The sequence below is a fragment of the Agrococcus sp. ProA11 genome (genome assembly GCF_039880525.1).
Classification (GTDB): Bacteria; Actinomycetota; Actinomycetes; order Actinomycetales; family Microbacteriaceae; genus Agrococcus; species Agrococcus chionoecetis.
This window is the reverse complement of record NZ_CP156989.1, coordinates 1,874,841-1,887,008: the sequence shown is the minus strand read 5'-3', so window position 1 is coordinate 1,887,008 and position 12,168 is coordinate 1,874,841. Positions and strand designations below refer to the sequence as shown.

General features: G+C 72.0%; 12 protein-coding genes. 10 read left to right on the top strand and 2 right to left on the bottom strand.

Annotation, left to right across the window (positions count from 1 at the left end):
- The first annotated feature begins 3 nt into the window (after positions 1 to 3).
- From pilM to ABG090_RS09055, 4 genes are read left to right on the top strand one after another with little or no spacing between them, the layout of a single operon-like run.
- Positions 4 to 1,038 carry a type IV pilus assembly protein PilM gene (gene pilM / locus ABG090_RS09070; protein WP_347754160.1) on the top strand — a complete coding sequence of 345 codons (1,035 nt, stop codon included), beginning with the start codon at positions 4 to 6 and terminating at the stop codon, positions 1,036 to 1,038.
- Positions 1,035 to 1,805 carry a hypothetical protein gene (locus tag ABG090_RS09065; protein ID WP_347754159.1) on the top strand — a complete coding sequence of 257 codons (771 nt, stop codon included), beginning with the start codon at positions 1,035 to 1,037 and terminating at the stop codon, positions 1,803 to 1,805. The genes pilM and ABG090_RS09065 overlap by 4 nt, the downstream gene beginning before the upstream one ends.
- Positions 1,805 to 2,569 (top strand): hypothetical protein, encoded by a 765-nt coding sequence (locus ABG090_RS09060; RefSeq protein ID WP_347754158.1) that lies wholly within the window; start codon positions 1,805 to 1,807, stop codon positions 2,567 to 2,569. Before ABG090_RS09065 ends, ABG090_RS09060 begins: the two co-directional genes overlap by 1 nt.
- 37 nt (positions 2,570 to 2,606) lie before the next feature.
- A complete protein-coding gene (locus tag ABG090_RS09055) occupies positions 2,607 to 3,398 on the top strand; it encodes a transglutaminase family protein (RefSeq protein WP_347754157.1) in 792 nt (263 codons plus the stop codon).
- 127 nt (positions 3,399 to 3,525) lie between these two features.
- On the opposite strand, the gene ABG090_RS09050 is transcribed toward ABG090_RS09055, so the two are convergent.
- Positions 3,526 to 4,107 (bottom strand): hypothetical protein, encoded by a 582-nt coding sequence (locus ABG090_RS09050; RefSeq protein WP_347754156.1) that lies wholly within the window; start codon positions 4,105 to 4,107, stop codon positions 3,526 to 3,528.
- Positions 4,108 to 4,168: 61 nt separating this feature from the next.
- Here ABG090_RS09050 and argS point away from each other — a divergent pair, with 61 nt between their 5' ends.
- Positions 4,169 to 5,827: an arginine--tRNA ligase gene (gene argS / locus ABG090_RS09045; RefSeq protein WP_347754155.1), complete on the top strand. Its 1,659-nt coding sequence runs from the start codon at positions 4,169 to 4,171 to the stop codon at positions 5,825 to 5,827.
- Between the two features lie 189 nt (positions 5,828 to 6,016).
- On the opposite strand, the gene ABG090_RS09040 is transcribed toward argS, so the two are convergent.
- Complete coding sequence (locus ABG090_RS09040) at positions 6,017 to 6,721, bottom strand: DNA-3-methyladenine glycosylase (protein ID WP_347754154.1); 705 nt, start codon at positions 6,719 to 6,721, stop codon at positions 6,017 to 6,019.
- Between the two features lie 89 nt (positions 6,722 to 6,810).
- Here ABG090_RS09040 and ABG090_RS09035 point away from each other — a divergent pair, with 89 nt between their 5' ends.
- The 5 genes from ABG090_RS09035 to thrB all read left to right on the top strand — a co-directional run bounded on the left by ABG090_RS09035 (position 6,811) and on the right by thrB (position 12,166).
- A complete protein-coding gene (locus ABG090_RS09035) occupies positions 6,811 to 7,269 on the top strand; it encodes a hypothetical protein (protein ID WP_347754153.1) in 459 nt (152 codons plus the stop codon).
- 110 nt (positions 7,270 to 7,379) lie between these two features.
- Positions 7,380 to 8,816, top strand: coding sequence for a diaminopimelate decarboxylase (lysA, locus tag ABG090_RS09030; RefSeq protein ID WP_347754152.1), 1,437 nt, complete (start codon positions 7,380 to 7,382; stop codon positions 8,814 to 8,816).
- On the top strand, positions 8,813 to 10,120 hold the full coding sequence (locus ABG090_RS09025) for a homoserine dehydrogenase (protein ID WP_347754151.1): 1,308 nt from the start codon (positions 8,813 to 8,815) through the stop codon (positions 10,118 to 10,120). Before lysA ends, ABG090_RS09025 begins: the two co-directional genes overlap by 4 nt.
- A gap of 10 nt (positions 10,121 to 10,130) precedes the next feature.
- Positions 10,131 to 11,201, top strand: coding sequence for a threonine synthase (gene thrC / locus ABG090_RS09020; protein ID WP_347754150.1), 1,071 nt, complete (start codon positions 10,131 to 10,133; stop codon positions 11,199 to 11,201).
- Positions 11,198 to 12,166, top strand: a complete 969-nt coding sequence (thrB, locus tag ABG090_RS09015) for a homoserine kinase (RefSeq protein ID WP_347754149.1) — start codon at positions 11,198 to 11,200, stop codon at positions 12,164 to 12,166. The genes thrC and thrB overlap by 4 nt, the downstream gene beginning before the upstream one ends.
- Positions 12,167 to 12,168 lie beyond the last annotated feature (2 nt).

The following is a 12,168-nucleotide window of genomic DNA, read 5'->3' as shown; positions in this document are numbered from 1 at the left end:
TCGATGAGCAACAGCATCGTCGGGCTCGACATCGGCGCCACGGGCATCCGTGCCGCAGAGGTCACGCGCACGCGCAAGGGCCCGAAGCTCGTGCGCTATCACTCGCTCGCACTCCCCAGCGGCGTGCTGCAGCGAGGCGAGGTCATCGAGCCGCAGGTGATCACCTCGGCGCTGAAGACGCTGTGGAAGCAGGGGAAGTTCTCGACCAACCGTGTCGTGCTCGGCATCGGCAACGACAAGGTGATCGCTCGCGAGCTCACGGTGCAGAACGCACCGCTGCCGATCATCCGCGAGTCGCTGCCCTTCCAGGTGCATGACCTGCTGCCGGTGCCCGTCGCCGACGCGATCCTCGACTTCTATCCCATCGCCGACGCGGGCCACGGTCAGGTGCAGGGCCTGCTCGTCGCCGCCATGAAGGAGGGCGTGCTCGCCACCATCGACGCTGTCCGGCGTGCGAAGCTCGAGCCGCAGTCGGTGGACTTCGTGCCGTTCGCGATCAGCCGCGCGCTGCTGCCCGTCACGGATGCCGAGGACGCGGTCGCGGTCGTCGATGTCGGCGCGCACACCACGTCGGTCGTGATCGTCAGCGGCGGCGTGCCGCAGTTCGTGCGCATCATCCCCACGGGCGGCGATGAGGTGACGCATGCGCTGCATTCCAGGCTCGACATCGACCGGCAGACTGCAGAGGCCGCGAAGCGTGCGCTCGGCCTCGGCGTGCAGGAGATCGCTCCGCACGACCAGCCGGCGGTCGACGCGATCCGCGAGGTCACGGGAGAGCTGGTCACCGGCGTGCGCAACACCATCACCTACTTCGCCTCAGCGCGCCCAGGACTCCCGGTGCGGAGCGCGATGCTGACCGGCGACGGCGCGAGCCTCGCGGGCTTCACCGCGGCGCTGGGCGAAGTGCTGCGGATGCCCATCCAGCGCGGCAATCCCTTCGGCGCCCTCGCGGTGCGCGACCGAGATCGCGATCGCACGGCGGCAGATTCGACGCGGGCGGTCGTTGCCGTCGGCCTGGCGATGCGGAGCGCAGCATGAAGGTCTTCGGTCTCACCATTGGCGATGGCCCCGCAGCGGGGCAGACGCTGGTGCTCGGCGGATCGCCCGGCGTCGACCTGCTGCCACGGGAGGTGCGCGAGACTCGCAAGAGCAACCGCACGCGCCGCGGCGTCATCGCGGTCGCCGTGCTCGCGATCGTCGCCACTGCGGGCGGTGGCGCCGCGGCGACCTATGCCGCGATCCTCGCGGAGGTGCGACTGGCTTCCACCGCGCAGCGCACCGAGGCGCTGCTCGCGCGCCAGGCGGAGTTCGTCGAGGTCACCACGCTGCAGCGCCAGATCGAGGAGCGCACCGCGGCGAGACAGGTGATCACGGGCACCGAGATCGACTGGCAGGCGGTGCTCGCCGACGTCCGTTCGAAGCTGCCCGCCGGTGCCGTCGTCACCGAGCTCTTCGTCGACGGCGCATCGCCGATGCAGGCCTACGTGCAGGCCGGCGTGCCGCTGCAGGGGCCGCGCGTCGCGACCGTCTCCATCTCCGTCCAGACCTCGAGCATCATGTCGGCCGCCGACGTGGTCGACGCGCTGGAAGCGGTGCCGGGCTTCGCCGATGTGCAGGTGCCGACCAACACGGCCGCCGACGCAGGCGTCGCCGAGACCACCTTCGTGCTGCACCTCGGGGAGGGCGCCTACACCGGTCGCTACGCACCGATCGATGTCGGTCCAGCGGAGGCACCCGCTGCCAATGCCAGCGGAGACGCGACAGACAACGCGGAAGCCGCCAGCACTGATGCCGAGGAGAACTGATGAACGCCAAGGACCGGCTCTGGAGCCTGGGCGCCGCGCTGCTCGCGGTCGGCGTCGCACTCGGCGGGTGGTTCGGCGCGATATCGCCGAGCCTTGACGCTGCTGCGCGCGCAGACGACGATCGCTCCGCGGTCGAAGCGCAGAACATGGTGCACGAGACGCGGCTGATCGCGCTCGAGGAGGCCGCCGTCGGGATCGACGCATTGCACGCCGAGCACGACGCTCTCGTTGAGGGACTACCGTCGGGCGAGGAGTATGCGGCGTTCCTCCGACAAGTCGATGCTCTCGCCCAGCAGAGCGGTGTCACGCTCAGCGGTGTCACGACGGACGCCGCGATGGTCTATCTGCCGCCGCTCGATGAGACCGCGCCGCCCCCGGCCGAGAGTCCGGCTGAACCGGCGGAACCGGCGGAGGGCGATGACGCGGAGGCTCCGGCGCCGGCGGCCGCGCCGGAGGCGGTCAACGGCGCGCCGATGCCCTTCACCAGCCCGCTGATCACCGGCGACAACCTCGCGGCGATCCCCGTCACGGTCTCTGCCATGGGCAGCACCGAGCAGCTGTCGGCGTTCCTGAACGCGTTGCAGATGGGCACCCGCCTGATCTCGGTCTCGTCCGCGACGTTCACCGAACCGACAGCGGCGGACGTCGGGCAGATCGACCCCGCTGCTGATCCCGCCCAGGCCGCCCCCGCGCAGCTCGGCGCCGGGCAGCTCGACGTCGTCGGCTTCCTGTACGCGATGCCCACCGAGCAGCCCGCGCCGTAGCGGCTGAGGGCCAGGTCGCTGTGGGAGAATCCTCGCGATGCGAACCGCCCATGCTGCCTTCTCCATGTCGCTCGAGGGCGATACCAGTTTCGTGCTGCTGGCGCTGCCCGCAGAGGCGTACGGGTCGGATGACCGGATCTCGGTCACGCTCGACGGCACGCCCGTCGAGTGGAGCATCGAGCCGGGCGCGCACGACACGCGCGAGCTCACGTTCACGGCCGGTGCGGGCACGCTCGACGTCGACATCCGCTCGACGCTGACGCATCTGCAGCGGCCCGTCGATGGCGGCGATCCCGCGCGCTATCTCGAGGACTCCCGCTACGTCGAGGCCAGTGCGCTGCGTGGCTTCGTCGACGAGCGCTTCGGTCGCGCGAGCGGCTTCGAGCAGATCGACGCCATGCGCAACTGGATCGCGCGCGGCTTCACCTACGAGCCGTCGCTCTCGGAGATCGACGACTCGGCCGCGACGACGCTCGAGAAGAGCGGCGGCATGTGCCGCGACTACACGCACGTGATGATCGGGCTCGCGCGGGCCGCCGGCATCCCCGCTCGCTACGCCGGCGTCTACGCGCCGGGGCTGCTGCCGCCGGACTTCCACGCGGTCGCCGAGGTGTACGTCGACGGCGACTGGTGGGTGGTCGACGCCACGGGGCTCGCGCCGCGCGGCAGCCTCATCCGCATCGCGACGGGCGCGGATGCGCTCGAGACCGCCTGGGCGACGACGACCGGCAAGCCGGTGCGGCTCCGGTCGCTGACCGTCGAGGCGGAGGACGACGGGCTGCCGGAGGGCACCGTCGACGACCCGCGGCAGCGGTATCGGATCCTGTAGCCCGGCCTCGTGACGGCCGCGACCTGCGGTCGCGGCCTCCTCGACCTTCGGGGGTGACGGCAGCGACCTTCGGTCGCCGCCTCCTCGACCTACAGGGGTGGCGCGGTCGCGGCCAACGGAGCGCTCGTCAGTCGAGGTTGGAGGCGACGTCGTCGACGACGGGGCGCGCATCCTGCTCGCTCACGAAGTAGACAGAGGCCACGCTGATGAGCGCGTCGTTCGCGAGGGTGGTCGCGATGCCCTCGTCGCCGACCGTCTCGAAGCCCGGGTAGTCGCTCGTCGATGCGTCCTGCTGCACGGCGATCAGCAGCCGGTCCGACCCGGTCACGTGCTCGTACACGCAGACGGTGCCACCCGCCTCCGCGATCTCGCCGATCGCGCCGGGCAGCTGCCCCTGCTGGTTGGAGGGCGCGAAGTTGGGGTTGAAGTCATAGAGCTGGTCGGCGGTGTAGACGTCCGAGCACGGCAGCTCGCCCGCCACGGGCGCGGTCGTCGGGAGCACCGTCGGTTCCGGCTCGGCGTCGATCGGCTCGTCCGTGGCGCCGGGCGTCTCGATCGGCTCGGAGGTGGCGGAGGCGCTCGGAGAGTCGGTTGCAGCATCCGTGGGGGCCAGCGCACCCGGCTCGCAACCGGTCAGCGCCATGGCTGTCACCGCGGCCACGATCGCGACGGGCAGGGGGCGGCGCAGGTGCAGGCGAGGGCGTGACATGCAGCCAGAATAGGGCGCACGGCCGACGAGCCGGAGCGGGCGCGCGGACTAGAATCGAAGGATGCAGCCCTCTGATCTCTCTGTTGCCGTGCTCGCCGCCGTCCGCTCGGCGGTCGGGCGACGAGCGGCAGAGGTCGAGGTGAGCGAGACCGACATCGTGCTCGAGCGCCCGCGCAATCGCGACCACGGCGACTGGACGACGAACGCCGCCATGCGCTTCGCGAAGAAGGCGGGCGCCAATCCGCGCGAGCTCGCCGACGAGGTCGCCGCCTCGCTCGCGGAGATCGACGGCATCGCGCGCGCGGAGGTCGCCGGACCGGGCTTCATCAACCTCACGCTCGCGGCGGGCGCCGCGGGCGAGCTCGCCCGCACGATCGTCGAGGCCGGGGATGCCTACGGCTCGGGGGAGAGCCTGAAGGACATCCGCATCAACCTCGAGTTCGTCTCGGCCAACCCGACCGGACCCATCCACATGGGTGGCACGCGCTGGGCGGCGGTCGGCGACAGCCTCGGCCGCGTGCTCGAGCGCCAGGGCGCGCTCGTCACGCGTGAGTACTACTTCAACGACCACGGCGGCCAGATCGATCGCTTCGCGCGCAGCCTGGTCGCGGCCTTCCGCGGCGACCCCACGCCCGAGGACGGCTATGGCGGCGCCTACATCGCCGAGATCGCGCGCAAGGTCGACGACGCCTATGACGGCGACCTGCTCGACCTCGACGACGCCGATCTGCAGGAGGAGTTCCGGGCCCGCGGCGTGCAGCTCATGTTCGACGAGATCCGCCGCGACCTGCACGAGTTCGGGGTCGACTTCGACGTCTACTTCCACGAGCACCAGGTGCAGACGGATGGTTCCGTCGACCGGGCGATCGAGACGCTGCGCGAGCGCGGCCACGTCTTCGAGCAGGATGGCGCGCTCTGGCTGCGCACGACCTCGTTCGGCGACGACAAGGATCGCGTGCTCGTGCGCTCCAATGGCGCACCGGCGTACTTCTCCGGCGACCTCGGGTACTACCAGAACAAGCGTGAGCGCGGCTTCGAGCAGAACATCATCATGCTCGGCGCCGACCACCACGGGTATGTCGGCCGGATGATGGCGATGTGCGCCGCGTTCGGCGACACGCCCCACGTGAACCTCGAGCTCCTCATCGGCCAGATGGTGAACCTGCTGCGCGACGGGCAGCCGGTGCGCATGTCGAAGCGCGCGGGCACCATCGTCACGATGGAGGACCTGGTGGATGCGGTCGGTGTCGACGCCGCCCGCTACGCGCTCGTGCGCTCGAGCGCCGACACACCGCTCGACATCGACCTCGAGCTGCTGACCCAGCGCACGAACGACAACCCTGTCTACTACGTGCAGTACGCGCACGCCCGCATGTCGGCGGTCGCCCGCAACGCGGCGGCAGCGGGCATCGACCGCAGCGAGTTCGACCCGTCGCTGCTCGAGCACCCGAGCGAATCCGCGCTGCTCGGTGCGCTCGCCGACTTCCCGCGCGTGCTCGCGCAGGCGGCTGAGCTGCGCGAGCCGCACCGCGTCGCGCGCTTCGCCGAGGAGCTCGCCGGGCTCTACCACCGCTGGTACGACGCCTGCCGCGTGACGCCGGTCGGCGACGAGGAGGTCACCGCGGTGCATCGCACGCGCCTGTGGCTGAACGACGCGACCGGCCAGGTGCTGCGCACGGCGCTGACCACGGTCGGCGTCTCCGCGCCCGAGCGGATGTAGCCGCCCGGCCCGGTGTCCACTGTGCTCAGGAGCTCGCCGCCGACCGGCCCGTCACGAGCAGGGGACTGATCCGCGATATGTCCCCAACAGAGGACGGATTCGCGATCTGTCCCCAACAGAGGACTCAATGTCCTCTCTTCGGCACGCGTCCTCTCCTCGCGACCTTCGCGGTCGGAGGACCGACGCGGGTCACCGGGGCGAGCGCTGGGACTCCGCCTCGCCGGTCGAGCGCCGCGCCGCCGAGCGGTAGGCCGAGACGCTGGGCTCGCCGGGGATCCAGAAGCGCCACGGGAACGCGGATGCATCGCCTCCCGGCCCGCTGACGCCCACGCGGGGGCCGGTGCGGTGCGGCGGCGGTTCGGCGGCGGGGGTGAACGTCCAGGTGGTCTCGAGACGGGCCTGCGGCCCTCCTCGACCGACGGTGGTCGTGCGCGCCGCGGCGCTGACGAACGCGGCGCCGTCGTCGGCGAGCGTCGCGCCCAGCGCCTGCGCGACGTTGCCCGGCCCCCGCGCGAGCTCGCCCGTCGGAGGAGCCGCCCGCCGCACCGAGCGGCGCTCGAGCGCGAGCGAGTGGCCGTCGATGACCTCGCCCGCCCGCACGAGCACGCCCCATCCGGAGCCCTCCGGCCCGGCAACGATGTTCACCGCGTGATGCAGGCCGTAGGTGAAGTAGCAGTAGACGTGCCCGCCCGGGCGGAACATCGTCGCGTTGCGCGCCGTCTTGCCGCGGAAGGTGTGCGCGCCCGGGTCGTCGGTACCGCGGTAGGCCTCGACCTCGGTGAGCCGCAGCGCGACCGTGCCCGACTCGTCGGCTCGTGACAGCACGCCGCCGAGCAGCAGCGGGGCAAGCTCGAGCGGGTCGCGCTCGAACCAGGCGGCGTCGAGATCAGGCACGCTGGCACGCTATGTCATGCGCCTGGCCGTCGGCGGGAGAGCGCGGGTTCCTCGATTGAGCGCGGCGGGGATCGGTAGTGTCGCCGAGCATGAGACGACACCGCATCGCCGTCGCTGCGATCGGCGCGAGTCTCACGATCCTGACCGGATGCTCCGGCCCGGCGCAGCCGGCCGAGCCGATGTCGACGCCGCAGCAGGGCGGCCAGGAGGCGAGCAGCGCCACGCCCGACGAGGCTGCCGATCAGCGCTTCCCCGAGGTGCTCGACGCCGAGCTCACGGCGACCGGCGACGACTTCACGGTCGCCGTCACGATCTCGTCCCCGTACGACTCGCCCGAGCGCTACGCCGATGGATGGCGAGTGCTGACGGCCGACGGCACGGTGCTCGCCGAGCACGAGCTCACGCACGACCATGCGAGCGAGCAGCCGTTCACCCGCACCAGCAGCCCGTTCGCGATCCCGGACGACGTCGTGGAGGTCACGGTCGAGGGCCGCGACCTGGCCAACGGCTACGGCGGCGACACCGTCACGGTGGCAGTGCCCCGCTGAGCGGCGGCGAACGGCAGCCATGCCCGGCCTCGTAGGATGGTCAGCAGCGCCACAAGCGCAGTCGCCGCCTGCATGCCAGGCCACCCCATCTCCACCCGGACGGAGCTCCCGTGCCGCACCCGCTTGCCCCGCAGCTGCCAGACACGCACGACGCGAACGCGCTCGTCGACGGCGTCTGGCCCGCCAGTGCCGAGCGCGTCGACGGCTCGGTGCATGTCGGGGGAGTGGCGCTGAGCGAGATCGCCGCTGAGCACGGCACGCCCTTCCTGCTCCTCGACGAGACCGTTGTGCGCGAGCGTGCCAGGCGCATCCGCATGGCGTTTGAGGCGGCCTTCGAGACCGTCGACGTCTACTACGCGGGCAAGGCGCTGCTCACCGCCGACGTGGCCCGGTGGATGCGCGACGAGGGCCTGCGGCTCGACGTCGCCACGGGCGGCGAGCTCGCGGTCGCGCTTCGCGCGGGCGTCGATCCGGCGGCCATCGGCTTCCACGGCAACAACAAGTCCGAGCTCGAGATCGACGCGGGCGTGAGGGCGGGCGTCGGCACCTTCGTGATCGACGCTGCGGTGGAGGCCGAGCGCGTCGCCGCGGCCGCAGCGCGCGCCGGCCGCGTGCAGCGCGTGCGCCTGCGGATCTCGGTGGGCGTGCACGCCTCCACCCACGAGTTCCTCGCCACCAGCCACGAGGACCAGAAGTTCGGCATCCCCGTCGCCGAGGCGCCCGCGCTCGTCGCGCGCATCCGCGAGCTGCCGAGCCTCGACCTGGTCGGGCTGCACACGCACATCGGCTCGCAGATCTTCGACGCCGACGGCTTCGCCGAATCCGCGCGCCGCATGCTCGCGCTGCACGCGTCGCTCGGCGACACCGAGGCCCTGTCAGAGCTGAACCTCGGCGGCGGATTCGGCATCGCCTACACCGCCGCCGACAGCCCCGAGCCGATCGAGGCGATCGCGGCGGGCCTCGCGGATGCGGTGCGCGCGGCCGCAGACGAGCTCGGCATCGCGGTCCCCAGGATCGCCATCGAACCCGGCCGCTGGATCGTGGGGCCCGCAGGCATCACCGTCTACACCGTCGGCACCGTCAAGCCCGTGGCGCTCGACGTCGGCACCCGCACCTATGTCTCCGTCGACGGCGGCATGGGCGACAACCCGCGCCCCGCGCTCTACGGTGCGCAGTACGCCGCCCGGATCGTCAGCCGCGCATCCGACGCCGAGCCCACGCTCGTGCGCGTCGCCGGCCGCCACTGCGAGTCGGGCGACATCGTCGTCGACGCCGAGTGGCTGCCCGGTGACGTGCGGCCGGATGACCTGCTCGCGGTCGCCGCCACCGGCGCCTACTGCCACTCGCTCGCCTCGAACTACAACCTCGCGCCCCGCCCGCCGGTGCTGGCAATCTCGGCAGCCGAGAGCGGCGGCGCGACGGTCCGCACGCTCGTGCGGCGTGAGACGATCGAGGATCTCCTCGCTCGCGACACCGGCTTCGGCGCCGGATCCGACGTGAGCGCACCGACATCGACCGACGAGACCCACGGAGCCGCATCCGCATGAACTCCTACCGTTCCCTCCGCATCGCGCTGCTCGGCGCCGGCAGCGTCGGCTCGCAGGTGGCGAAGCTGCTGCTCGAGCAGCAGGAGGAGCTCGCGGCTCGCGTCGGCGCCCCGCTCGAGCTCGTCGGCATCGGCGTGCGCGACGTGGACGCCGAGCGCGACGTGCCGCTGCCGCGGGAGCTGCTCACGAGCGACCTCGGCACGCTCATCGCCGGCGCCGACATCGTGGTCGAGCTGCTGGGCGGCATCGAGCCGGCCCGCACCCTGCTGCTCGACGCGCTCGCCGCAGGCGCCGACGTCGTGACCGCCAACAAGGCGCTCGTGGCCGCGCACGGTCCCGAGCTGTTCGACGCGGCCGAGATCGTGGGCGCGCAGGTCGCCTACGAGGCCGCGGTCGGTGGCGCGATCCCCATCATCCGCCCGCTCGAGCAGTCGCTCGCGGGCGACCGGGTCACGCGCGTGATGGGCATCGTCAACGGCACCACCAACTTCATCCTCGACCGCATGCACACGCAGGGCGCCTCGCTCGAGGAGGCGCTCGCCACGGCGACCGCGCTGGGATACGCCGAGGCCGACCCCACCGCCGACATCGAGGGCTTCGACGCCGCCAGCAAGGCGACCATCCTCGCCTCGCTCGCGTTCCACACCGAGGTGCCGGCATCCGAGGTGCACCGCGAGGGCATCACGGGCGTGACGGATGCGATGGTGCAGCAGGCGGAGCGGAGCGGCCGGGTGCTGAAGCTCGTCGCGATCTGCGAGCGGATGCCCGGCGACCCGAACGACCCGGACGCGGTCGACCGCGTCTCGGCGCGGGTGCACCCGGTGTCGCTGCCGGGCACGCATCCGCTCGCCGCGGTGCACGAGGCGATGAACGCCATCTTCGTGACCGCCGAGTCGGCGGGCGACCTGATGTTCTACGGCGCTGGCGCCGGCGGTCCCGAGACCGCATCCGCGGTGTTGGGCGACCTGGTCTCGATCGCGCGCCGCCACGTCGCCGGCGGCCCCGGCATGGCCGGGTCGACGCATGCGAACCTCGGGCGCGCGCCGTTCGCCGATGTGCGGGCGCGGCACGAGATCGCACTGACGGTCGCCGACAAGCCGGGCGTGCTCTCGGTGGTCGCGGGCCTCGTGGCGCTGCACGGAGTATCCGTGGAATCGGTGCGGCAGGATGCGCGCGACGCAGCCGCGACGCTCGTGCTCGGCACCCACACGGCAACGGAGGGGCGCATCGCGGACGTGCTCGCGGCGCTCGAGGAGCAGGACGACGTGGAGCGGATCGACAGCGTCATCCGTCTCATCGACTAGGGAGAGAAGCATGGCGAATCAGTGGCAGGGCGTGCTGCGCGAGTGGGCCGACGTGCTCGACGTGACGGATGCATCGACGGTCGTGACGCTCGGAGAGGGCGGCACGCCGCTCATCGAGTCGCGCGTGCTCTCGCAGATGACCGACGCGCGGGTGTTCGTGAAGTTCGAGGGGCTCAACCCGACGGGCTCGTTCAAGGACCGCGGCATGACCGTGGCGGTCTCGCGCGCCGTGGAGCGCGGCGCGAAGGCGATCGCGTGCGCCTCGACGGGCAACACCTCGGCGGCGGCGGCGGCCTACGCGGCGGCCGCGGGCATCCAGGCGATCGTGCTGGTGCCGGAGGGCAAGATCTCGATGGGCAAGCTCGCCCAATCGGTCGTGCACGGCGCCCGCATCGTGCAGGTGCGCGGCAACTTCGACGACTGCCTCGAGATCTCCAAGGAGCTCGCCGAGCGCTACCCCGTGCACCTCGTGAACTCGGTGAACGACGACCGCATCGAGGGGCAGAAGACCGCCGCGCTCGAGATCGTGGATGTGCTCGGCGACGCCCCCGACATCCACTGCATCCCGGTCGGCAACGCGGGCAACATCACGAGCTACTGGCGCGGCTACTCGCTCGCCGAGCACAGCGGCATGGCCACGAAGCGTCCCCGGATGCTCGGCTTCCAGGCCGCGGGCGCTGCGCCCATCGTCACCGGCAAGCGCGTGCACGAGCCCGACACCGTCGCGACGGCGATCCGCATCGGCAACCCCGCGTCGTGGCAGCAGGCGCTCGACGCCCGCGACGAGTCCGGCGGCTTCATCGGCGCCATCGACGACGCGGGCATCCTGAAGGCGCAGCGACTGCTCGCCTCCTCCACCGGCGTCTTCGTCGAGCCCGCCTCGGCGATCTCGGTCGCCGGCCTGCTCGAGCGCCACGCCGCGGGCGAGATCCCCGCAGGCTCGACCATCGCGCTGACCGTCACCGGCCACGGGCTGAAGGACGCCCAGTGGGGGCTGAAGCTCGAGGACGGCTCGGACGCCGCTCCGGAGTCAGCCGACGCCGACACCACGCAGGTCGCGCAGCTGCTGGGGCTCGCGTGACGAGCGAGACGGCCGCAGCCGGCGGCATCCCCATCGGGCGCCGCGTGCGCGTGCGCGTGCCCGCGACCAGCGCCAACCTGGGCCCGGGCTTCGACACGCTCGGCCTGGCGCTCAACGTGCACGACGAGCTCGAGGTGGAGGCGACGGCCTCCGGCGTGCAGGTCGAGGTGACGGGAGTTGGCGAGGCCGGCACGGAGCTCAGCGTGCCCACCGATGAGACGAACCTCGTGGCGCGCTCGATCCTGCACGTCTTCGATCGAGTCGGCGTCGAGGCACCCGGGCTGCGTCTGACCGCGACCAACAGCATCCCGCACGGGCGGGGCATGGGCTCGTCCGGTGCCGCGATCGTCTCGGGCGTGCTCGCCGCGAAGGGGCTGCTCGAGGGCATCGTCGAGATCGCGGATGACGACGTGCTGCGCTTCGCGACCGAGCTCGAGGGGCACCCCGACAACGTCGCCCCCGCGATCTTCGGCGGGCTCACCATCGCCTGGGTGGACGAGACGGGCCCGCGGCACAAGCAGCTCGCCGTGCACCGCGGTGTCTCGGTGCTGGTGGCGGTGCCGGAGGCGACGATGTCGACCAAGCTCGCGCGCAGCCTGCAGCCGGAGGCCGTGCCGCATGCGGACGCCGTCTTCAACGTGTCGCGCTCGGCGCTGCTCGTCGCCGCCCTCACCCAGAGCCCGGAACTGCTGTTCGACGCCACCGAGGATCGACTGCACCAGTCGTATCGCGCGAGCGCGATGCCCGAGACGAGCGCGCTGGTCGGCGACCTGCGCGCCGCCGGCCATGCCGCGGTGGTGTCGGGCGCGGGGCCATCCGTGCTGGTGCTCGCCACCGATCCCGCCGCGCGGCTGGAGGCTGCCGCGATCGTCGAGGATCGCGCGCAGGCCTGGTCTGCGCGCCTGCTCGCCGTCGATATTCGCGGTGGTACAGTGGAGCCCATCCCCACCAGCGCCGCGGCGTAGCC